General features: G+C 71.4%; 21 protein-coding genes and 1 pseudogene. 10 read left to right on the forward strand and 12 right to left on the reverse strand.

Annotation, left to right across the window (positions count from 1 at the left end):
* Positions 1–279 precede the first annotated feature (279 nt).
* Genes D581_RS0134880 through D581_RS0134890 form a run of 3 tightly spaced genes read left to right on the forward strand, consistent with a single transcriptional unit; the run spans position 280 to position 1,542 of the window.
* Positions 280–1,110, forward strand: coding sequence for a Scr1 family TA system antitoxin-like transcriptional regulator (locus D581_RS0134880; protein ID WP_018961752.1), 831 nt, complete (start codon positions 280–282; stop codon positions 1,108–1,110).
* On the forward strand, positions 1,107–1,316 hold the full coding sequence (locus D581_RS0134885; protein WP_018961753.1) for a DUF397 domain-containing protein: 210 nt from the start codon (positions 1,107–1,109) through the stop codon (positions 1,314–1,316). The genes D581_RS0134880 and D581_RS0134885 overlap by 4 nt, the downstream gene beginning before the upstream one ends.
* A gap of 16 nt (positions 1,317–1,332) precedes the next feature.
* Complete coding sequence (locus D581_RS0134890; RefSeq protein WP_018961754.1) at positions 1,333–1,542, forward strand: DUF397 domain-containing protein; 210 nt, start codon at positions 1,333–1,335, stop codon at positions 1,540–1,542.
* 467 nt (positions 1,543–2,009) lie between these two features.
* Here the strand turns inward: D581_RS0134890 and D581_RS1000000139085 are convergent, their stop codons facing one another.
* Positions 2,010–2,381: a hypothetical protein gene (locus D581_RS1000000139085; protein ID WP_018961755.1), complete on the reverse strand. Its 372-nt coding sequence runs from the start codon at positions 2,379–2,381 to the stop codon at positions 2,010–2,012.
* Between the two features lie 532 nt (positions 2,382–2,913).
* Between D581_RS1000000139085 and D581_RS01000000138180 the strand changes: the two genes are divergently transcribed.
* Positions 2,914–3,576, forward strand: a complete 663-nt coding sequence (locus D581_RS01000000138180; RefSeq protein WP_018961756.1) for a hypothetical protein — start codon at positions 2,914–2,916, stop codon at positions 3,574–3,576.
* A gap of 122 nt (positions 3,577–3,698) precedes the next feature.
* On the opposite strand, the gene D581_RS0134905 is transcribed toward D581_RS01000000138180, so the two are convergent.
* From D581_RS0134905 to D581_RS0134935, 7 genes are all read right to left on the reverse strand, one after another.
* Positions 3,699–5,270, reverse strand: coding sequence for a helix-turn-helix domain-containing protein (locus D581_RS0134905; protein WP_018961757.1), 1,572 nt, complete (start codon positions 5,268–5,270; stop codon positions 3,699–3,701).
* Positions 5,271–6,026: 756 nt separating this feature from the next.
* Positions 6,027–6,551 (reverse strand): SgcJ/EcaC family oxidoreductase, encoded by a 525-nt coding sequence (locus tag D581_RS0134910; RefSeq protein ID WP_018961758.1) that lies wholly within the window; start codon positions 6,549–6,551, stop codon positions 6,027–6,029.
* A gap of 145 nt (positions 6,552–6,696) precedes the next feature.
* Positions 6,697–7,029, reverse strand: a complete 333-nt coding sequence (locus tag D581_RS0134915; RefSeq protein WP_018961759.1) for a helix-turn-helix domain-containing protein — start codon at positions 7,027–7,029, stop codon at positions 6,697–6,699.
* On the reverse strand, positions 7,026–7,412 hold the full coding sequence (locus D581_RS0134920) for a type II toxin-antitoxin system RelE/ParE family toxin (RefSeq protein WP_018961760.1): 387 nt from the start codon (positions 7,410–7,412) through the stop codon (positions 7,026–7,028). Before D581_RS0134920 ends, D581_RS0134915 begins: the two co-directional genes overlap by 4 nt.
* Before the next feature lie 96 nt (positions 7,413–7,508).
* Positions 7,509–8,168, reverse strand: a complete 660-nt coding sequence (locus D581_RS0134925) for a DUF5063 domain-containing protein (RefSeq protein ID WP_018961761.1) — start codon at positions 8,166–8,168, stop codon at positions 7,509–7,511.
* Positions 8,169–8,320: 152 nt separating this feature from the next.
* On the reverse strand, positions 8,321–8,920 hold the full coding sequence (gene recR / locus D581_RS0134930) for a recombination mediator RecR (RefSeq protein ID WP_018961762.1): 600 nt from the start codon (positions 8,918–8,920) through the stop codon (positions 8,321–8,323).
* Positions 8,921–9,051: 131 nt separating this feature from the next.
* Positions 9,052–9,396 (reverse strand): YbaB/EbfC family nucleoid-associated protein, encoded by a 345-nt coding sequence (locus D581_RS0134935; protein ID WP_003967515.1) that lies wholly within the window; start codon positions 9,394–9,396, stop codon positions 9,052–9,054.
* 368 nt (positions 9,397–9,764) lie between these two features.
* Here D581_RS0134935 and D581_RS0134940 point away from each other — a divergent pair, with 368 nt between their 5' ends.
* Positions 9,765–10,562: an SLATT domain-containing protein gene (locus tag D581_RS0134940; RefSeq protein WP_018961764.1), complete on the forward strand. Its 798-nt coding sequence runs from the start codon at positions 9,765–9,767 to the stop codon at positions 10,560–10,562.
* Between the two features lie 165 nt (positions 10,563–10,727).
* Here D581_RS0134940 and D581_RS0134945 read toward each other — a convergent pair whose 3' ends face one another.
* From D581_RS0134945 to D581_RS0134955, 3 genes are all read right to left on the reverse strand, one after another.
* Positions 10,728–11,378 carry a hypothetical protein gene (locus D581_RS0134945; protein WP_018961765.1) on the reverse strand — a complete coding sequence of 217 codons (651 nt, stop codon included), beginning with the start codon at positions 11,376–11,378 and terminating at the stop codon, positions 10,728–10,730.
* Positions 11,379–11,438: 60 nt separating this feature from the next.
* Positions 11,439–12,287, reverse strand: coding sequence for a GntR family transcriptional regulator (locus D581_RS01000000138185; RefSeq protein WP_078626008.1), 849 nt, complete (start codon positions 12,285–12,287; stop codon positions 11,439–11,441).
* A 236-nt stretch (positions 12,288–12,523) separates the two neighbouring features.
* Entirely contained in the window at positions 12,524–13,906 is a 1,383-nt protein-coding gene (locus D581_RS0134955) for an aspartate aminotransferase family protein (protein WP_026291182.1), read from the reverse strand.
* Between the two features lie 169 nt (positions 13,907–14,075).
* Here D581_RS0134955 and D581_RS0134960 point away from each other — a divergent pair, with 169 nt between their 5' ends.
* The 3 genes and pseudogenes from D581_RS0134960 (at position 14,076) to D581_RS1000000138785 (ending at position 17,297) form a co-directional block, all read left to right on the forward strand.
* Positions 14,076–14,681, forward strand: a complete 606-nt coding sequence (locus tag D581_RS0134960) for a DJ-1/PfpI family protein (RefSeq protein ID WP_018961768.1) — start codon at positions 14,076–14,078, stop codon at positions 14,679–14,681.
* A complete protein-coding gene (locus tag D581_RS0134965; RefSeq protein ID WP_051114690.1) occupies positions 14,659–15,168 on the forward strand; it encodes a MarR family transcriptional regulator in 510 nt (169 codons plus the stop codon). Before D581_RS0134960 ends, D581_RS0134965 begins: the two co-directional genes overlap by 23 nt.
* A 240-nt stretch (positions 15,169–15,408) precedes the next feature.
* Positions 15,409–17,297 (forward strand): annotated as a pseudogene (locus D581_RS1000000138785) (serine/threonine-protein kinase).
* Here D581_RS1000000138785 and D581_RS0134975 read toward each other — a convergent pair.
* On the reverse strand, positions 17,279–18,553 hold the full coding sequence (locus tag D581_RS0134975) for an MFS transporter (protein WP_018961770.1): 1,275 nt from the start codon (positions 18,551–18,553) through the stop codon (positions 17,279–17,281). The pseudogene D581_RS1000000138785 and the gene D581_RS0134975 overlap by 19 nt on opposite strands.
* A 206-nt stretch (positions 18,554–18,759) precedes the next feature.
* Here D581_RS0134975 and D581_RS0134980 point away from each other — a divergent pair, with 206 nt between their 5' ends.
* A complete protein-coding gene (locus tag D581_RS0134980; RefSeq protein WP_018961771.1) occupies positions 18,760–19,338 on the forward strand; it encodes a TetR/AcrR family transcriptional regulator in 579 nt (192 codons plus the stop codon).
* Positions 19,339–19,488: 150 nt separating this feature from the next.
* On the forward strand, positions 19,489–20,442 hold the full coding sequence (locus D581_RS0134985) for an aldo/keto reductase (protein WP_018961772.1): 954 nt from the start codon (positions 19,489–19,491) through the stop codon (positions 20,440–20,442).
* The last annotated feature ends 64 nt before the right edge of the window (positions 20,443–20,506 follow it).

Here is a 20,506-nt window from a genome sequence, read left to right on the forward strand (position 1 = left end):
GCGGCTCCGCCTCCCACTCCGCCCCACCACCCACCGGCCGCAACGACCAGTAAGGGCCGGCCACCCCACGGAACTCCCCCACCCGGTCACCCCGGGCAGTGTCCACCACAAGCGTTCCGAGGGCCGGGAGATCGGGAGGCTCCTGCGCATTCGGGCAAACGTTCTCGCCATACACCTATCGCTCCTCTCTGTAGCCAATTGACTACCGGGGCGATTCAGCGTGACCTACGGTCGAGATGTCTTCAACTTACGCAAACTGCCAGGCAAGTTAGGTGTCGCATGGTGAACCGGAAGGAACTGGATCCCGAGCGGTCGGCGAACGCCGCGTTCGGAGCACTTCTCCGCAGCTTGCGGGACGAGCGCGGCTTGACGCAGGACGAGCTCGGCGCCCTCATGAGGTGCTCGGGGGCGCATATTTCCGCCGTGGAAACTGGCAGACGGTCTCCAACTGACGCCTTTGCGGCAAAGGCTGACAGGGCGCTCGGCACAGGCGACCGCCTACAGCGTCAGAGCCGGGCCGTCAGGTACACGGCACTGTTGGAGGGATTCCCGGCGTACGTGAAGCACGAGGAGCGCGCGGCGGAGATCCGGCTGTACGAGGTCGGAGTCATCCCGGGGTTGCTCCAGACACCGGAGCACGCGGCCACGCTGGAGGCCGACGCCGTACGCCGGGAAGCGATCACTCAGGAACAGGCCGATGAGCGTGTTGCGTTGGTGGCACAACGACAGGCCGCGCTCGTGCGCTCCCCGACCCCCTTGTTGTTCGCGGTCCTGGACGAGGGATGCCTTCTCCGGCCGATGGGTGGCCCGGCCGTCATGGCAGCTCAGTTCGACCGGCTGCTGGCCTTCGCCGAGCAGCCGAACACCGTGCTTCAGGTCGCCCCGTTCCAGATGGGGGAACGCCGACCGTTCAGCCTGCCGCTCTACATCCTGACCATGCCCGACCGCTCGCTCATGTCGTACGCCGAGTCCGCCCAGCACGTGTACCTGGAACGCAACAACACACTCGTCCTCCCCCTGTTGACGGCCTACCATCAACTACAGGCAGAGGCGCTGTCGCAAGCGGCTTCCGTAGCCATGATCAGAAAGTTACGAAAGGGCATCCTGTGACGACCGAAACCCCTCGTTGGTTCACGTCCTCGTACAGCGGCAACGGCGGCGCGTGCGTCGAGGTCGCCACCAACCTCGCCACCCCGCACGGCATCGTCCCCGTCCGCGACTCCAAGAACACGAGCGGCCCAAGCCTGAGCGTTCCGGCCGGCGCATTCACGGCCTTCGTCGCGGGTATCAAGACTGGAGACTTGCAGCACCCGTAACGTCGGAAGGGCACCCGTGACAGCCAAAACCCCTCGCTGGTTCACGTCCTCCTACAGTGGCAACGGCGGCCAGTGCGTCGAGGTCGCCACCAACCTCGCCACCCCGCACGGCATCGTCCCCGTCCGCGACTCCAAGAACGTCAGCGGCCCGGCCCTGACCATTCCCGCCACCGCGTTCACCGCGTTCGTCACGGGCGTCCGGGCCGGGGACTTCGGCACCGCCTGAGCCACCCGAGCAGACAGCCCCACCGTGCCCGCACGGTGGGGCTCTCGCGCGGCCCGGCGGGCCCGCGCCGGGTGGTCCTGGTCGGCGCGGTCGCTGAGACCACAGCCGACAGGTGCCCTCCGAGCATCACGTTGACCTGAAACGGGGCCGCAGCCTCCTGCTTACCGACGGCGCTGGTCGACTGAGCACCTCATCTCCGGCCCACGCACATGCAGTTGGACAGCCAGCACTTGCTGACGTGCCGGCCGACCGCCTCGCATCGGAGTTCTCCGGGGAGTCGGAACGAAGAGCATCACCGCGCCGAAGCCCTGGAGTGGGTGGGGGAACCAGCACCCATGCCAGAGTCCCACCAGCCGAAACGGTAGGACTCTGGCGCGCCTCAGCACTCCGGTAGCACTTCACTTTTCCGGTCCCCGATTGATTACCGGAGATGGGAATCGTTCAGCCGTTGAACAGCTGCGAGTCGATTAGCTCTCACTGAACTCGGAGGACTTTGCGCATGCGGCACCGGGAACGCTCCAACAGAGGTTCATGAAGTACTTCGTGGAACCCACGATGTTGTACGTCTTACCGTCGCAGCCCGCGTCACCTCCGTCGGTGATCGTCCACATGATCCTGCGGTCAGAGGCGCGGTACAGGGACATCTGAACGCCGTGGCCGTCCGAGTTGGTGTCACATACAGTGAACCTGTCGCCGTTGTCCTTGAAGTGCGCGGTGCCGCGACCCCTGAGGGTCAGGTCTTTGTCCGCTGCGTAGGCCGGGGCCGTACCCAGAGCCAGCACTGTGCCCAAAGCGACGGCCAGACCTGCGGTCGACCGGACCATGTGCTTCAACCTCATGATGTCTCCTCCTTGCTCGGTAAAAGCGCTACAGCTGACCTCTCCTGACTGCCAGTCCGACTAATTCGCACCATCACCTCGCGCGAGGTAGTCGGTATTCCGAATGCCGAGGAGTGTGAGCTTGCGCTTCATGTGATCTGTCCTTGGCTCTTGGCGTGCCGGCTCCCTGTGCCATGGGCGGGGAGACGCTGACATCACCGAGTTCGTGGCACCACGTTAAAAGCAGGGACATGTGCCGGACAGGGTGCATCGTGCGCAGGTCCGCGCCGTGGGTGTGCACAGTGCGCAGCCGGACGGCGGGAACCCCGGCTGCCGCGCCGGACGTGAGCCGCCGACGCACCAGTTGTCCGACGCCCTCATGACGGCCGCTCGGACCGCTCAGCCGGACACGGGAGCCGGGGTGTTACGAAAGCGGCCCGGCCATGACACCCACTCTCCCCCTCAGGTTTTCCGCCGCGCTGCCGACGGCCCACCCGCATCGAACCCGAATGCGACAGGAATCGGGGCGGCCCTGGGCACCTGCACGGACGGTGTGAGGACCACCGCCGACGTCCAGACGAAGACGAAGGTCGGCCGCCACAAAAACGTCTGGTACAGCTTCGGCTACCGGTACGTCATGCCGCAGGTGGCCGCCTGGAAGTTCAAGGCCACCCAGTCCAACCCCAGATCCCCCTCCTTCGCCTGTGTGTCCTCAGGCGCGCCGAAGGCCTCCTATCTCTCCCTCGACCGCACGACCGTGCCCGACCGGCTCCTCATGGGCGAGTACTGCCGACCGCAGGTCGGGGGTCACCCCTCCACCCACTACCCGTCCACCGGCCGGATCGCCTCCTACCCGGTCGCCGCGCTGGAGCAGCGGTCCGGTGCGGTGGCCGCCCAGGGCTGGGCCAACTATCTGCCGCTGCCCGACGGAGGTGCGCAGGGAGCGGCCGCACACAACGGCAAGCTCTATGTGAACGTGAGCAGGGGGAAGAACCGCAACGGCCATCTCCACCGGGCCGCCTGGGACAAGAGCGCACTGACCCTGACCGGCCAGCCCATTGAGTCCGCCACAGGGCTTGAGGACCTCTATGTCGAGCGGGGTTCGGGCCGGCTGTGGTCCATTTCCGAACATGGGCCCAAAACCAAGGAATGCGGCAGCCTCTGCCATCGGGTGCTCTACGCCCACCGGCTGAGCTCGGTGGGCGCCAGGCGATGATGCCTGCCCGCCCCCGCACCCGGGCGGCTCACTGGCGGGCCGGCCGGGCTGGCGGGACCCGCGCCGGCGAACGCAGCCTGTCGACGCCGGTCAGCGGTCCTCTTCGAGCCGGTGGGGTGCCGTCAGCTGGGCCGGGTGAGTTCGCCGGTGGTGTGGAAGGCGTGGACGAGCTCATGGACGCCGGAGCCGGTGATCAGCACATCGCGTGCGAGAGCCCGCTCGGCACTGCGCAGTCGGGTTCTGACGGTGTTGCGGCTGATGCCGAGCAGTTGGGCGGCTCGCCGTGCGTCGGTGTCTGCCTCGATCCAGGCGAGCAGGGTGGTGCGGAGGCTTTTCCGTTCGGGGGAGCGCAGTGGGGCGAGCAATGATTCGGCCCAGGCGGCGGCAGCAGGTGTGCGGAGCAGGTCGTCGAGGGTGGGCGCGGTGGCGGCGGGGGCTTCGCGGACGCGCGGCAATCCGGTGATCGCCATGGCGAGGGAGAGCGCGGCTCGTGTACGGGTGTCCCGGAGGTCGAGCCCGAGGGTCTTCTCGGCGTGTTTGAGATGAGCGGCGACGGTGTTGCGGCTGATGCCGAGCAGTTGGGCCACTCCGCTCTGGGGGAAGGTGAGGGCGAGGCGGGTGATGTCGACGGTGATACGGGGGGCGGAACCCATGGCTCGGAGAAAGCCGGTGGCCCACTGCTGCGCTTCGCCGGCCGGCAGGAGACGGGCCAGGGGCTCCTGGCCTTCGTAGTCCGCGATCCGGTCGGGGGCGCCGCGCGCGATGGCGAGGGCGTGGCGGGCCTGGTCGTACGCCTCGGCGGTGGCGGTGAGCGGATGGGGTTCGCTGATGCCCAGGGCGTAGTGCCGACGCGCGCCGACGAGGCGGCGCAGCGCTTCCGGGAGACCAGGAGGAGCCTGACCGCCCGCCGTGCCGCACGCACCCGGACGGGAGCCCCCCTCCGTGCGGGAGCCGCCTTTCCCGGCGGCGCTGTTCCCGGTGGGGTCCGCTGCGATCAGGCAGATCACGTGGTCCTCGTAGACGGGGCAGCGGATCATGAGTCCGAGGCCGTGGTATCCGGCGGGGTCCAGGTGTTCTTCGACGAGGCGGTCACGGTCGTCCGGGGCGCAGCGCAGCAGGTGGACCCGGAGGGCGTCGGCATTGAGAAGGGCGGGCACGGCGCCGACGGTCATACGGCGGGCCAGGGTCAGGTCTCCCGACAGCAGCGCCATGAAGACGGCCAGCCGTAACTGTGCCGCTTTGCTCCGGTAACGGGAGAAGGCCGCGTCGGCTTGCTGCACTCGCTGCAGGAGGGCGATGAGACCGCCCGTGTGGGAGGCGAGGAGCGCGGCTTCGCGGCTGAGCGCGGCGGGGCCCGCGACGACGAGTACGGGGCGGGGGCCGGGGGCGGCGAGGATCTCCAGGCGTATGTGCAGCGTCCCGGCCACTGTGGCGGCGGCCGCCAACTGCCCGCCGGAGAGCCGAGAGAGCACCGCCCCGAGCGAGGGCAGGATCTCATGGGGAAAACCGGCACTCGCCACCTCGACCGCGCCCGTGGGGTCGATCAGCGCGACGCTCGCACCAATCCGCCGACCGAGCCAGTCCAGCAGGTCCCGCAATCCAAGTCCGGATGTCCGCGAGGCGTGCCGCCGCACCCGGTGCAGCAGCTCATCGAGCCCCTCCGCGGGCCCCTCCGCCGAGGGATGTGCCTTCATGCCTGTCAAAGTCCGCACCTCCGCGCTGTCGATGACATGTCACGCCGGTGCCAGGCGGATTCGGCGGCCCCGGCACAGAACAGTTCCCCGGGCGATGCCCGCCGCCCGGTCCGGGGACGGTGCCCCGGACCCGCCGGGCGCCTGCTCGTGGTCTCATCGGCGCACCCCATCCCACGCCGGGCGTTGTCAGGCCGGCCCACCGCGTGGTTCATGCTCCCGCCCACAAGTGTGTCAGTCACTCGCTTCGGCGAGGGCGATTTCGAGTCGGTGCCTGACGGGCCGACGGACCGTTGCCAGGTAGGCGTGTGCTGCCATGGCCACGGTGACAAGATCTGCGGCACGGCACTCGCCGCGAGAACCACACCCAGCGCACCCGGCCCGCCGCCGATCTCCAGGACCGCGAACGCCAGACCGATGGGCGCCACAGCCGAGCCGGTCCAGGGGAACAGACGCGCGGTGAAATGCAGCCGGTACGGCCTGATGGCCAGCGGGGCACCTGCCTCCCGGACTCGCGCCGCCCAGTTGATACGTGGAACGGGCCCCCTGGACTCCGGTCGTGCAGCCGCGCCTTACGCAAGGTCCAACTCCACCCGGAGAACACGAAATCCCGGCAGCGAGACGCCACCGGGAAGGTCGTCCCGACTCTGGAGCGATCCGAAGACCGTGTGTCGTAGAAGCACGAACAGGCACCCGACGGGTGCTCGCGACTCGGGGCTTGAGCCTCGGGCGGACCTGCCGGTTCGACCCCCGGCCGGTTCAGCCCGCCGTCAGCGTCTCCACGTCGAAGATCTGGGTGTTCTGCGCGGCGGCGATACGCCAGACCCCGTCGTCCTTGGCGAGTACGTACGTCGGGGTGCCGGGGACCGCCTCCGGGTGGGCGGCCATCAGCTCGGAGGGGTCCTCCTGGCCGTGGAATACCTCGTCCAGGAACCGGCCTCCGTCCCGGGTGGCCGGGCGCTGGCGGATCTTCACGGCGGCGATGTCGGGGCGGACGAAGAGGATCAAGTCGACCCTGTACGTGGCGGTCACCGGGGAGTCCGCCTGCGGGGGCAGCACCTTGCGGGTGAAGGCGCTGATCTCCGGCAGGCCGGTCAGCCGCTTGCCGTGGGCCGTGGTCCAGATGGCGTCCTCGCGGAAGCCGTCGAGGAAGGCGTCGGGCAGCGCGTTCTGCTGGGCGTGCTGCACGCCGGCGACGAACGCGACGATGGCGTCCACGTCCTCCTGCGGGGCGGGCACTCCGATGACGGTGGGCGTGGTGGCGGGGGCCTGGTTGGCGCTCATGAGGAATCTCCTTGCAGGGCGCGGCCGTTGCGTCGGCCGTTCACCAGGAGCCTCGGCCCTCAGGCACGGTTGAGGTCAAGTGGCGGAGGCCCCGCCCAACCGGCGGGGCCTGAAGGCTCGTTGGGCGTTCGGCGAAGACCGCCCGTCAGGCCGCCCCGACCGTTCGATCCCCGTACTCGATGGAAACCTTGATCCTGGCACCAAGCGCAGCCGCGTAGGTACGCATGCTCTCCAGGTTGTGGATCTCGCCCCGTTCGATCTGGGAAACCCGCGCCTGCGAAATGCCGACAGACTTGGCCACCTGCGCCTGGGTCAGGCCCTGCTCCTCGCGGATCACCCGCAGATGGTGCCCCAGCACGTACGCCTCGGTTGCGGTACGCGCCGCCTGCCTGCGGCCTTCCCGTTCGGCGTCGGTCACCTCCGGGGCGGCCCCGCGCATCCGCTGTTTCACCTCGGTCCAGCTGCTGTGCTCGCTCATCGGGCACCTCCAGGGTTCTCGGGCACACCGGACACGGCCCGATATTCGTCGTATCGGCGTTCGGCCACCGGGATCGACTCGCGATACCAGTCGCTCCACCGGCCCGCTTTGTCTCCGGCCACCAAGAGGATGGCCCGCCGCCCCGGATCGAAGACGAACAGGATGCGGACCTCACTCCTGCCGGAGCTGGCCGGCCTCAGCTCCTTGAGGTTGTGGATACGGCACCCCTGGAGCCGGTCCACAAGCGGTCGGCCCAACGTGGGCCCGCTGTCAGCCAGCGTGTCGACCGCCGCTTCGACAAGGTCAGCCGTCACGGGATCCTCCTCCGCCAGCCTGAGCAGCCACAGCTCCACCGATGAGTGAAGGTTGATCTCCCAGTTCATGCTTCGTACCTCAGCGTACGCCGCAACTGGGTAGAAGCGTTTCCTTATATTCTCTGCTCAAACGAGTGAACGAGAATCCGGTCCTGCATGTTCCGGCTACTTCACCGGGCGCAGGCCCAGCGGTCCCGCGATCTCCTCCAGCATCACGCGGCCCGCCTCCTCGGCGAGGTCCTCCTCGCCCGGGTCCTGGTCGGTGTCCAGGCCGTCCAGCTCCTCCAGGGGCTGGCCGAGGCGGATGTGGGCGACCAGGGACTGGAGGGCGCGGAGGGTGGCGGAGGCGGTGGAGCCCCAGTTGGAGAAGTACGAGAACTGCCACCACCACAGCGCCTCGGCGGTGCGCTCGGCGTCGTAGTGCGCGAGGCCGTGGCCGAGGTCGGTGACCAGGTCGGCCAGGTCGTCGGAGATCCGGTGCGGGACCGGGGCCTTGCGGGGCTCGTACGGGTCGAAGACCTCGGAGTAGACGTCGATCGGCTCCAGCAGCACCGCGAACCGCTCGCGCAGGCCGTCCGCGTCCGGCTCGGGGCCGAGGTCCGGTTCGTACCTCTCGTCGGGCAGGACGTCCTCGTACGCGCCGAGGCGGCCGCCCGCGAGCAGGAGCTGCGAGACCTGGAGGAGCAGGACCGGGACGGCCTCTTCCGGCTCGTCGACCTTGGACACCTCGGTGACCGCGACGATGAACGTCTTGATCTGGTCCGCGATCTGGACGGCGAAGTCGCCCGGGTCCTGCGTGACGGAGTTCAGCGTGGCGTCAGACATCGAGGGGACCTCCCGTGGGCGCGGTCACAGACGGTGAAGCGGACGACGAAGGGGATGACGAAGGGGACAGCGAAAGGGGCAGCGAAGGGGACGAAAACGAAGCGGGCAGCGGAGTGGACTGCGGTACGTGACGGGGGCGTACGGCGGTGGTGTCAGACATCCAGCAACCGCCTCCCCTCGAAGGCACGGCCCAGGGTGACCTCGTCGGCGTACTCCAGGTCGCCGCCGACCGGCAGGCCGCTGGCCAGCCGGGTCACTCTGAGGCCCATCGGCTTGACCATCCGCGCCAGGTACGTCGCGGTGGCCTCGCCCTCCAGATTGGGGTCGGTCGCGAGGATCAGCTCCGTGATGGAGCCGTCCGCGAGCCGCGCCAGCAGCTCGCGGATGCGCAGGTCGTCCGGGCCCACGCCCTCGATGGGGCTGATCGCCCCGCCCAGGACGTGGTAGCGGCCCCGGAACTCACGCGTCCGCTCGATCGCCACGACGTCCTTGGGCTCCTCGACCACACAGATGACGCTCCGGTCGCGGCGCGCGTCCCGGCAGATCCCGCACTGCTCCTGCTGCGCGACATTGCCGCACACCTCACAGAACCGGACCTTGTCCTTGACCTCCAGGAGGGAGTGCGCGAGCCGTCGTACGTCCGTGGGCTCGGCCTGGAGGATGTGGAAGGCGATCCGCTGCGCGCTCTTGGGACCGACGCCGGGCAGCCTGCCCAGTTCGTCGATGAGGTCCTGAACAACGCCTTCGTACAACGGAACGCCTTTCTTTGCTTTCTGCTCCGTACCGTAGTGGGTACGGGTCGGTACCAGTAGGCCTCGCGGACCCGGCTCCGTCCGGTCCGGTCAGAACGGTCAGGGCGGTCAGAGCGGTCGGCCCGGGCCGGTCAGAACGGCAGGCCGGGGATGCCGCCCCCGCCGCCCAGGCCCTGGGCCAGCGGGCCGAGCTTCTCCTGCTGGAGCGCCTGCGCGTTCTCGTTGGCCGCCTGGACGGCCGCGACGACGAGGTCGGCGAGCGTCTCGGTGTCCTCCGGGTCCACCGCCTTGGGGTCGATCACCAGGGCGCGGAGCTCGCCGGAGCCGGTCACGGTGGCCTTCACGAGACCGCCGCCCGCCTGTCCGTCGACCTCGGTCCTGGCCAGTTCCTCCTGGGCCGCCGCGAGATCCTGCTGCATCTTCTGGGCCTGCTGGAGCAACTGCTGCATATTGGGCTGACCACCACCGGGAATCACGGTCACTCCTGGCATTTCGACGACGAATGTTTCGGTAAGCCGAGCCTACGTGCTCCCCGGTCACCGCGCTCCACCCGCCAGGGACCAACTCTTTCGGGTGAGATTCAGGAAGCGGCGCGAGTGCTCCTATACCTGACCAGCGGCCGTACGCAGGCGGGAATCCCGCGATTCCGACCCCATGGCCCACCATTCGGCGGTAGGAAGGGCATGCGCATCGACACACGAGCGTGCATGTGCGGTGACGCAGAGTTACCCGGCAGGGGTCGTCGGTCGCGCGGCCCGCCCCGCCCTCTCCGGGCCGGACGGGTCCGGTTCCGGGAAGCCCTACGCGTCCGTCCCGTCCGTTCAGAGTGCAGAGGAGTGCCCCGGTGAGTCAGCCGGAGATGCAGCCCGAGGGGCCGCCCCGCAAGGAGTCCGATGCGGGATCCGGTGAAAACGGAGTTGAGCATTCCGCTTCCGATCCGGGCAGGGAACGCCCCGCCGGGCGCGATCTGACCGGGCGCCCGTTCCCCCTCGGCGACTGGGGCGAGCCGGCCGAGCGGCTCGACGAGCTCTACCGCTGGGTCGAGACCGGGGCGCTGGACACCGCCGACTGGTATCTCAACGACCGGGTCTGGAAGCGCCGGGCCGCCAGGGCCCTGCGGATGGGCGCCGCCACCGGGGTGGTCGCCGGGGCCGCCCTGCCGCTGCTCGACCTGACCGGCACCCTGAGCGGCTCGGCGGGCTGGGGCTATCTGTCCCTGCTGCTGGGGGCCGCGTGCATGGCCTGCGACCGGTACTTCGGCCTCACCTCCGGGTGGATAAGAGACCTCGCCACGGCCCAGGCCGTGCAGCGGCGGCTCCAGGTGCTCCAGTTCGACTGGGCGTCGGAGTGCGTACGGGAGATGCTCGGGCCGACCGAGGGCACGGCCAGCGAGGCGGCCGACCGGTGCCTGGGGGTGCTGCGGAGGTTCTCCGAGGACGTCACCGAGCTGGTGCGGTCGGAGACGGCGGACTGGATGGTGGAGTTCCGGGCGGGGCCCGCGCCGATGGGCATGCAGGCCCTGGCGACGGGGAGCGCCGGGGGGCGCGGCGAGTCGGCGGCGCCGGGGCGGTTCTCGATGCCGTCGGTGGCGGCGCGGCCGAACATGCCGCGGCAGCGGCCGCCGGAGTCGCCGCCGCGGTGAGGGGGCCGGGGCGAGGTGAGGAGTCCGGGGGCGCTGCCCCCGGGCCCCCGGTCCTCAATCGCCGGACGGGCTTGATTTTGGCGTCCCGGTCCGCGATGGGAAGCGGACGGGCTTGATTTTGGCGTCCCGGTCCGCGATGGGAAGCAGATGGGCTCCGGCGTTGTGCTAGCTGAAGATGATCATTGAGCCCTGGGCCAGGCTGCGGGTCGCCGCCGCGTGGAGGCCGAGCCAGACGTGGCGTTCCCGGGCGAACGGGCTGTCGTCGTAGGGGATCGGGTCCGCCGGTTCCTCCAGGGCCGTGGGGCCGGAGGGCGGTTGCGGGGCGGCCGGCGGGTTGGCCGGGTCGATGCCGATGGACGGGGCGACGAACTCCAGCTCGCGCAGCAGCCCGTGCGCGGAGCCCAGCGGTCCGCCGCCCGCCAGGAGCGCGTCGTCGGAGAGGGGGGCCGGGAAGTCCACCGGGACGTACGCCCCGGCGTGGTCGTAGTGCCACACCAGATGCGACTGCTGCGCGGCCTGCTCGAACATTTCGAGGAGCTGCTCGTAGTCGCCGTCGAGACCCGCGACGGGTGTGACGGCCAGGCCGCTCAACTGGAGCAGGTAGGCGCGGCGCAGGAAGTGCAGGGCGTCGTAGTCGAAGCCGGCCACGGGGGCGACTTCCCCGTTGAGGCCCGGCATGTAGGCGTAGACGGGGACGGGCGGCAGCCCGGCGTCGTTCAGCGCCTTGTCGTAGACGGCGATCTCTTCGGCGAACGGATTGTCGGCGCTGTGGCACAGCACATCGACGAGGGGGACCAGCCACAGGTCACAGGCCACGAAGTCTCGCTCTCCAACGGGTTCGGGCGATCGTCGGAACAGCGTAATGCGGGGCGAACCTCACGCACAGTGCCCCGGGGTCTTCGGAGTCTCCCCGGAGGCCTCGAACGCCCCGGAGACCTCGGGCTCGCCAGGGGCTCCGGGCTCCCCGGACTCCCCGGACTCCCCGGGCCGCCCCCCGTGCTCCCCGGACTCCTCGGCCCCCGGAGGGCCCGGCGGTCCGGGGGCGTCTCCCCCGGCCGCCCGCGCCTCCAGCCGGTCCGCCCAGGCGAGCGAGTGCGCGTAGTAGGAGTGCATGGCGGCGTGGACCTGCTCGTGGTCGCCCCGGGCGATGGCCTCGACCAGGTCCTCGTGTCCGAACCACAGGACGTCCTCGTCCATGCCGTCGCGGCGCAGTCGGTGCACGGCGAACACCCAGGCCTGGACGCGGAGCCGGGTGAGGAAGTCGGTGACGTACGGGTTGAGGACGAACTGCCCCAGCTCCCGCCAGAACCGCAGGTCGTACCCGATCAGCACGTCGAGGTCGCCGCCCTTCGCCGCGCGGACCGCCTCCGCCGCCCGGCGGCGGATCGAGGCGAGCCCCTCGGGCCGGACCGCGACCCGCTCGGCGGGGTTGCGGAAGAGGCCCTCGACGACGAGGGCGCGGGCCTCGGCCATCGCGCGGAAGTCGGCGACGGTGAATTCGCGCACCTGGAAGCCGCGGTGCTGGTCGGAGACGAGAAGCCCCTGTGCGGAGAGATCGAAGAGCGCCTCACGGACGGGTGTCGCGGAGACCCCGTACTGCTCGGCGATCTGCTTGACGGTGAACTCCCGACCCGGCGGGAGACGCCCTGCCAGCACCTCGTCACGCAGCGCGTCGGCGATCTGCTGGCGCAGGGTGTTGCGCGTCACACCTCCGCTCGGACTCATGCCGGCCCCCATCCGTCCGTCTGCCCCTGCCCGTCCCCTGCCCCCGTACACCGACCGTTCCGGCGTCGGCCGTTTCCGGCCTCGGGCGTTTCCGGCGGGGGTCATTTCTGGTTCGGGTCACCTTAAGCCAGAGCCGCCGCCGTGCCCGATTCCGGGCACGGCGGCGGTGCGCACAGGGTCGATCGCGTACGGAGCCGAGCAGTCCGGTTACCCGGCGTGCGGGCCGGGGGCGCGGGTTACGCGCCCTGCACCGTGTACGTGTCGGCGACGGAGAGAGCGACGTCCAGGGCCGCCAGCCCTTCCTTGGCCTCGGCCTCGGAGACGTTGCAGGCGGGGACGGCATGGGTCCGGTTCATGTTGATGAACGGCCACAGTCCCTGCTTCTTCGCCGCCGCGCCGAAGGCCGCCATGGGGGCGTTGGCCTCGCCCGAGGCGTTGTACGGGACGAGCGGCTCGCGGGTCTCCCGGTCGCGGACCAGCTCCAGCGCCCAGAACGCGCCGAGGCCGCGCACCTCTCCCACCGAGGGGTGGCGTTCGGCGAGTTCGCGCAGGCCGGGGCCGAGGACCCGCTCGCCGATCCGGGCCGCGTGCTCGACGACCTTCTCGTCCTCCATCACTCCGATGGTGGCGACGGCGGCGGCGCAGGCCAGCGGGTGTCCGGAGTAGGTGAGGCCGCCGGGGTAGGGGCGGGTCTCGAAGGTGGCGGCGATCTCGGCGTTGATGGCGACGCCGCCCAGCGGTACGTAACCGGAGTTGACGCCCTTGGCGAAGGTCAGCAGGTCCGGCACGACGTCGAAGTGGTCGGCGGCGAACCAGGCGCCGGTGCGGCCGAATCCGGCCATCACCTCGTCGAGCACGAAGACGATCCCGTACCGGTCGCAGATCTCGCGGACGCCCGCCAGATAGCCCGGCGGCGGGGTCATGATGCCCGCCGTGCCCGGGATGGTCTCCAGGATGATCGCGGCGATGGTGGCCGGACCCTCGAAGGCGAGGGTGTCCTCCAGGTGCTGGAGGGCGCGGGCGCACTCCTCGGCCTCGTTCGCCGCGTGGAACGGGGAGCGGTAGAGGAACGGGGCCCAGAAGCGGACGACGCCCGCCGAGCCGTTGTCGGAGGGCCAGCGGCGCGGGTCCCCGGTGAGGTTGATCGCGGTGGAGGTGGCCCCGTGGTACGAGCGGTAGGCGGAGAGCACCTTCGTGCGGCCGGTGTGCAGCCGGGCCATGCGGATGGCGTTCTCGACGGCCTCGGCCCCACCGTTGGTGAAGAAGATCTTGTCCAGGTCGCCCGGGGTGCGCTCGGCGATGAGGCGTGCGGCCTCGGAGCGCGCCTCGATCGCGAACGCGGGCGCGAAGGTGGCGAGCTTGCCCGCCTGCTCCTGGATCGCGGCGATCACGGTGGGGTGCTGGTAGCCGATGTTGGTGTAGACGAGCCCGCTGGTGAAGTCCAGGTAGCGGTTGCCGTCGTAGTCCCAGAAGTAGGACCCCTCGGCGCCGGCGACGGCGAGCGGGTCGATGAGGCCCTGGGCGGACCAGGAGTGGAACACGTGCGCGCGGTCCGCGGCCTTCACGGCCGCACCGGCCGCGGGGTCGGCGGACGGGGCATGAGGGGCATGAGGGGTCATGCGGCGAGCGTAGGCGCTGGTGGGGGCCGCCTCCATGGCCACCTTGTACGGCCTGGGGCGGATGGGTCGGCAGGGTGTCGGGTCCGGGGGCTGTGGGGTCCCCCTCCTCACCCATTGACAGCATACTGTCGTCATGACAGTCTTCTGTCATCTAGCCGAGGAGGTCATCATGACCAGCAGCAGCGACAGAACCGCACATCTCGCCGTCTACGACACCTTCGCCGACTGGGAGACCGGCCACACGACGGCCCATCTCGCGCAGAACGGCTACACCGTGCGGACCGTGGGGCTGACCCGGGAGCCGGTGACGACCATGGGCGGCCTGCGGATCCAGCCCGAGCTGGCGTTGGACGAACTGCACCCGCAGGACAGCTCGTTGCTGATCCTGACCGGTGCGTCCGGGTGGGACGCGGGGGACACTCTCGCCCCGTTCGCGCGGGCGGCCCGGGGCTTCCTGGACGCGGGGGTCCCGGTCGCGGCGATCTGCGGGGCGACGGCCGGGCTGGCCCGGGAGGGGCTGCTGGACGGCCGCGCGCACACGAGTGCGGTCTCCTTCTACCTCGCGGCGACGGGGTACGCGGGCGGCTCGCGGTACGTGGAGGCGGACGCGGTCACGGACGGCGGGCTGATCACGGCCGGGCCGACGGAGCCGGTGGCGTTCGCGCGGGAGGTCTTCGCGCTGCTCGGGGTGTACGGGCCGGAGAAGCTGGACGCGTGGTACCGGCTCTTCCACGACTCGGACGCGAGCGCGTATGAGGTGTTGCAGGGTGAGTGAGGGTGCGGGGCGCGTCCCGTCCGAGCAGGAGTTGCTGAGCCGGGCGGCGGTGACGGTGTTCCGGCTGAACGGGCAGTTCCTGTCGGTGGCCGACGAGTTGGCGCGGCCGGGTGGTCTCACGGCGGCGTGGTGGCAGGTGCTGGGGGCGGTGACGCGGGAGTCGTTGCCGGTGGCGGGGATCGCCCGGACGATGGGGATCACCCGGCAGAGCGTGCAGCGGATCGCGGACCTGCTGGTCGGGCGGGGGCTCGCGGAGTACGCGGAGAACCCGGCCCACCGCCGCGCGAAGCTGTTGCGGGCGACGGAGGCGGGGCGGGAGGCGGTCTCCCGGATCGGCCCGCCGCACGCGGAGTTCGCCGCGAGGCTCGCGGGGGAGCTGGGGATGGAGGATCTGGTGGAGACGGTGGGCGTGCTGGAACGCCTGTCGGAGGCCCTGGACACCTTGTCCACTACGGACCGGGCCACCCCCAGCCCGTCCGGCGATTGAGGACATAACCGTGCCGATGTCGGGCCTCGGGCCTGCCGGGTTGGTTCCTCCGGAGTACCGGCGTTGTCGCGTGCGTCGCCCCTGTCCGATCAAGGGTTCCGTCCTCAAACGCCGGACCGGCTGGAGAGTGCGGGACGGACCCGTCCCGGGGCCACGGGTCCGTCCTCAAACGCCGGGCCGGCTGAAGAGTGCGGGGGCGGCGTTATCCTCGTGCGGGCCGCACGGGGGAGGAAGCGCACCATGGACAAGCTCGGGTCCGACGACCCGCACCGCATCGGTGCGTACCGCCTCCTCGGCCGCCTGGGCGAGGGCGGCATGGGCCAGGTCTTCCTCGCCCGCTCCGACCGCGGCCGCACCGTCGCCCTCAAGCTCGTCCGCCGCGAGCTCGCCGAGCAGCCCGAATTCCGGGCCCGCTTCCGCCAGGAGGTCCGTGCCGCGCACCGCGTCGGCGGGGCCTGGACGGCGCCGGTGCTGGACTCCGACACCGAGGCCCCCGTCCCCTGGGTCGCCACCGGTTACGTCGCCGGGCCCTCCCTCCAGCGCATCCTCTCGGGCCGCCCCGGCGCCCCGGTCACGGACTCGGGGGCGTACGGGCCGCTGCCGTTGCGTTCCGTACGGTTCCTCGGTTCCGGGCTCGCCCACGCGCTCCAGCACATCCATGGGGCCGGGCTCATCCACCGGGACCTGAAGCCCTCCAACGTCCTGATGACCATCGACGGCCCCCGGGTCATCGACTTCGGGATCGCCCGCGCCCTGGAGGCCGTGCCCGACGGTGATCTGACCCGGACCGGGGCCCTGGTCGGCTCCCCCGGCTTCATGGCCCCCGAGCAGGTGCGCGGCGAGCGCGTGACCACCGCGTGCGACGTGTTCTGCCTCGGGTCCGTCCTCGCGTACGCCGCTTCGGGCCGGCTGCCGTTCGGTACGACGGAGAGCGGCGGGGTCCATGCCCTGATGTTCCGGATAGCCCAGGAGGACCCGGACCTGACCGGGGTTCCCGAGGACCTGGCCGGCGTCGTCCGGGACTGCCTGGCGAAGGAACCGGCGGCCCGCCCCGGCACCGGCGAGATCCTGGCCCGTCTCGGCGAGGCGCAGGCGCTGGCGCAGACGCAGACGCAGGCGCAGGCGGAGACGGAGACGGAGACGGACGAACCCTGGCTGCCCGCCACCCTGATCGCCCAGCTCGGCCGCCATGCCGTGGAGTTGCTCGACGCGGAGGACCCGGCGGAGCCGGAGAACCCGGAGGAGCCGGAGGGCCCGGAGGAGTCAGAGGAGCCGGCTGACCCACGCGGCCGGCAGGCTCCGCACGGCCCTCCAGGCACCCTGGACGCCCAGCGCGCCCAGCATCCGCAGCGCCCCCACACCCCCCAGCACCCCCAGCACCCCCACGCCGCCCCGGCGAGCCCGGAGACGGCCGGTAGCCCCGCACGGCCGCCCGTCGCCCCGATACCGCCCGGGCCCCACCCGTACGCTCCGCACCACTCGCCGTACGGCACCCCCGCCGCCCCGCAGCCGGCCCCGCAGCCGGCCCCCGGCCGTACCGCCGAACATTCCTTCCCCCCGTCCTACTTCGCGCCCACCGCTCCCCCGCCCGCCCCGGAGCGCCGCTCCGCAGGGGCCACCGCCGCGCTGGTCGCCGTCGCCGTGGTCGTGGCGATCGGGGCGGGCGGATCGGTGTACGCGTTCATGAACGGCACCGCCCCGGGGACGACCGCGTCTCCCGGCCCCTCGGGCTCCGCCGAAACCGACGGCGGACAGCAGGGAGGCCAGGAAGGCGCCGTCCCGGAGGACTTCCTGGGGACCTGGGCCGGCTCCATACTCGGCGAACAGGGCACTTCCTCACGGACGTTGACCATCCGGCAGGGGAAAGTGGGCGACCCGGTCCTCGTCCTCACCGCCGAGGGGCCCCTCGCCTCCGGATCCACGTACCGCTGCGAGTTCACCGCCCCCTCGCCGACCGGCCCGCCGAGGACGGCCCGGTCCGCATCGGACCCTCCACGGTGACCTCCGGCCGCCCGGCCTCCTCCTGCACGCCCGGGAAGCCCACAGAGCTGACCCTGCTCCCGGACGGGGACCTGCGCCGGTCCACGGCCGGGACGGGCGAGAGCCTGACCTACACCAAGTCGGACTGACGGGCTCCCGGAGCCGGCGCACCGGGCGGCTCCACGCCCGCCCCCGAGGACGGCGTTCGCAACGCCCGGGTGATCAGCGCCGCGCCGCCCAGCAGCACGAGCACCACCACCATCGCGTTCCGCAGCCCCACATGGTCGGCCAGGAAGCCCAGCGAGGGCGGGCCGACCAGGAACGCCGCGTAGCCCGCCGTCGAGACCGCCGCGACCCGGGCCGAAGCGTTCCGCACGCCCTCGCCGGCCGCCGAGATCGTGACCGGGAACCCCAGCGACGCGCCGAGGCCCCACAGCACCACGGCCGTCCCGGCGAGCAGCGCGTTGTCGGAGAAGACCACCAGCGCCACGCCGACCGCCGCCACCAGGGCGCTGGCCCGGACCACGGCCGCCGGGCCGTAGCGCACCAGCAGGGGCCCGCCCGTGAACCGGCCCGTCGTCATCGCGACGGCGAACAGCATGTACGTCAGCGAACCGGCCGTCGCACTCGTCCCGTGGCCGTCCACCATCAGCAGCGGCAGCCAGTCGTTGGCGGAGCCCTCCGCGAAGGCCATGGCCAGCACGATCAGGCCGATCAGCACCAGCCGCCGGTCCCGCCAGACCACCACCTGCGCGCGCACGCCTCCGGACCGTCCCCCGTCACCGGCCTCCCCGTCACCGGTCTCCGGCCCCTCCTGCCCCGTGGCCGCAGGCACCGCCCGTACGGTCCACGCCCCGGCGGCCGCGACGGCGACGGCTATCGCCGCCAGGTGCCAGCCGACCGGGAACCGGACCGCCGTCAGCCCCATCCCGACCAGCGCGCCGACCACGGTCCCCAGGCTGAAGCAGCCGTGCAGCACCGGCAGGACCGGGCGGCCCAGAGTCCGTTCGACGGCCGCGCCCTCGATGTTGAACGCCACCTCCGCCAGGCCCAACCCGGCGCCGAACAGCGCGAGTCCGCAGAACACCCCGGCCGACACCTCCAGCGCCGCGCCCCCGGCGATCACCAGCAGCCCGGCCACGAGCAGCCCCGCCCCGACGGCGATCACCAGCCGCCCGCCGTGTCGGCGCACCAGCCCGCCGGAGGCCAGCACCCCGGCCATCGACCCGACGGAGAGCCCGAACAGCACGAGACCCATCGATCCCGTCGTCACGTCCAGCGCGTCCCGGACCGCCGGGGTGCGGGCGACCCAGGACGCCATGCTCACCCCGGTGGCGAGCATGAAGAGGAAGAGCGCCGCGCGCCAGCGGCGGGTGGTGGCGTCCATGACCGGCGGGTTCTTCATGGGAGCGGGCCTCGGCAGACAGGTGGGGAGCACTTCACTTCCGGTGTACGAGCGTACGCCGGAAGTGTACGATCGTACATTCCCACCGGGGACCCGCGCCCCGGCGACCCCGCGACCCGGCAGCCCGGCACCCCGTCGACCGCACGGCCGCCCCTCCCCCGCGCTCTATGCTGCGAGGAGGACCGAGCCCACCGAGGAGGCCCCGCGTGGCGACAGGGCGCACCGACCCCGACCGGCGGGACCGCATCATCGACGCCGTGCTGGACCTCATCGTCGACGAGGGCGTCGCGGGTGTCTCGCACCGTAAGGTCGCCGCCCGCGCGGGCGTTCCGCTGGGCTCGATGACGTACCACTTCTCCGGCATGGACGAGCTGCTGCACGAGGCGTTCACGCGTTTCTCCGGCACGATCGTCGCCGTCTTCGAGGAACGCCTCGGCGCCGCGAGCACCCCCGACGAGGCGCGCGGGGCCGTCGCCGATCTCGTCCACCACCTCTCCGGCGGCAACCAGCGCGAGCTGATCCTCACCCACGAGCTCTACACCCTCGCCGCACGCCGGCCCGCCTACCGCGAACTCACGCGCACCTGGATGGGCCGCAGTCGGCGCGCCCTGGAATGGCACTTCGATCCGGCCACCGCCCGTCAGCTCGACGCGCTCATCGAGGGCCTGTCGATCCACCGCGCCCTGGAGACCGAGCCCCACGAGCGCGCCCTGACGGTCGAGGCGATCGCGCGGATCACGGCGTCGGGCCCCGGCGCCCCGGACGCGGCGGCTTCGGCTCCCTGACGCCCGGAGCGAGGGACCGGCTCCGGGCCCGGTGGACATCCCGAAGTAGTCCAGAGGTCGGCAAGTAGCAACGGGATGCTGTGCTTCGACACCGCGGGCTGTTGCTATGAGGTGGTCGCTTTCCTCTGTGGAGAAGGGAGTTCTCGCAGGATGCGAACCACAACACTGGGCAGGGACGGGCCGGTCGTCGGACGGCTGGGACTGGGCGCGATGGGACTCTCGTACCGCTATGCCCCGTCCCTCAGGGACAGGAGCAAGGCCGTATCGCTGGTCCAGGAGGCGGTGGACCTCGGGGTCAACCTCGTCGAGACGGCCGGCGCCTACGCGGCCGGGGACAACGAGCGGCTCATCGGTGAGGCCATCCGCGGGCGCCGGGACGAGGTGGTGCTGTGCACCGGCGGCGGCCTGCTCGGCGACGCCGACGGTGCGCTGCGACCCGATGGCGGTCCGCAGGCGCTGCGGTCCGCTGTCGACGAGAGCCTGCGCCGGCTGCACGTGGACCACATCGACCTCTATCTGCTGCGCCGCGTCGATCCCGGCGTGCCGCTGGAGGAGAGCTGGGGTGCACTGGCCGAACAGGTCTGGGCGGGGAAGATCCGCATGCTGGGGCTGCCCGTCGTCACCGTCCAGGAGGCCCGCGCAGCCGAAGCCGTGCACGAGGCGGCGGCGTTGGCCGCCGAGGTGTCGCTCTTCACCCGCCGCGGTCTCGACGACGTCGTGCCGTACGCGGTGGAGCGCCGGATCGCGCTGCTGGCCGGCGCCCCGCTCGGCCGCGGTCTGCTGACCGGCGCGCTGTCACGCTCCGACGACCTGGCCCCGGACGACTGGCGGCGCACCCAGCCCCGCTTCGCCCCGCGCGCCATCCGCCACAACTACGCCGTCACGCAGGCGGTCGCCCAGGTGGCCGCCCGGCATGAGGCCACCTCCGCGCAGGTCGCCCTGGCGTGGCTGCTCCGGCTCGGCGAGCACGTGGTGGCGCTGCCAGGCACGACGGTGCCGTACCACCTCGCGGAGAACCTCGGCGGCGACCGGATCCGCCTGACCGAACAGGACCTGACCGACCTGGAGTTCCTGCCCTACCCGTCGGGCGCCCCCGAGGTGTGAGCCCAGCCCGGCCCACGCACCGCCCACCCCCGTCCCTGGCTCCCCACCACTCCTGGAGTTCTTG

The organism is Streptomyces sp. CNB091, assembly GCF_000377965.1.

What these genes read in the sequence shown, in the direction of transcription:
- D581_RS0134905 (WP_018961757.1), bottom strand. Translation starts at nt 5,270, where the DNA reads ATGAAGGCACATCCCTCGGCGGAGGGGCCCGCGGAGGGGCTCGATGAG.
- D581_RS0134915 (WP_018961759.1), bottom strand. Translation starts at nt 7,029, where the DNA reads ATGAGCGAGCACAGCAGCTGGACCGAGGTGAAACAGCGGATGCGCGGG.
- D581_RS1000000139085 (WP_018961755.1), bottom strand. Translation starts at nt 2,381, where the DNA reads ATGAGGTTGAAGCACATGGTCCGGTCGACCGCAGGTCTGGCCGTCGCT.
- D581_RS0134880 (WP_018961752.1), top strand. Translation starts at nt 280, where the DNA reads ATGGTGAACCGGAAGGAACTGGATCCCGAGCGGTCGGCGAACGCCGCG.
- D581_RS0134920 (WP_018961760.1), bottom strand. Translation starts at nt 7,412, where the DNA reads ATGAACTGGGAGATCAACCTTCACTCATCGGTGGAGCTGTGGCTGCTC.
- D581_RS0134985 (WP_018961772.1), top strand. Translation starts at nt 19,489, where the DNA reads ATGCGAACCACAACACTGGGCAGGGACGGGCCGGTCGTCGGACGGCTG.
- D581_RS0134955 (WP_026291182.1), bottom strand. Translation starts at nt 13,906, where the DNA reads ATGACCCCTCATGCCCCTCATGCCCCGTCCGCCGACCCCGCGGCCGGT.
- D581_RS0134925 (WP_018961761.1), bottom strand. Translation starts at nt 8,168, where the DNA reads ATGTCTGACGCCACGCTGAACTCCGTCACGCAGGACCCGGGCGACTTC.
- D581_RS01000000138185 (WP_078626008.1), bottom strand. Translation starts at nt 12,287, where the DNA reads ATGAGTCCGAGCGGAGGTGTGACGCGCAACACCCTGCGCCAGCAGATC.
- D581_RS0134975 (WP_018961770.1), bottom strand. Translation starts at nt 18,553, where the DNA reads ATGAAGAACCCGCCGGTCATGGACGCCACCACCCGCCGCTGGCGCGCG.
- D581_RS0134960 (WP_018961768.1), top strand. Translation starts at nt 14,076, where the DNA reads ATGACCAGCAGCAGCGACAGAACCGCACATCTCGCCGTCTACGACACC.
- D581_RS0134910 (WP_018961758.1), bottom strand. Translation starts at nt 6,551, where the DNA reads ATGAGCGCCAACCAGGCCCCCGCCACCACGCCCACCGTCATCGGAGTG.
- D581_RS0134965 (WP_051114690.1), top strand. Translation starts at nt 14,659, where the DNA reads ATGAGGTGTTGCAGGGTGAGTGAGGGTGCGGGGCGCGTCCCGTCCGAG.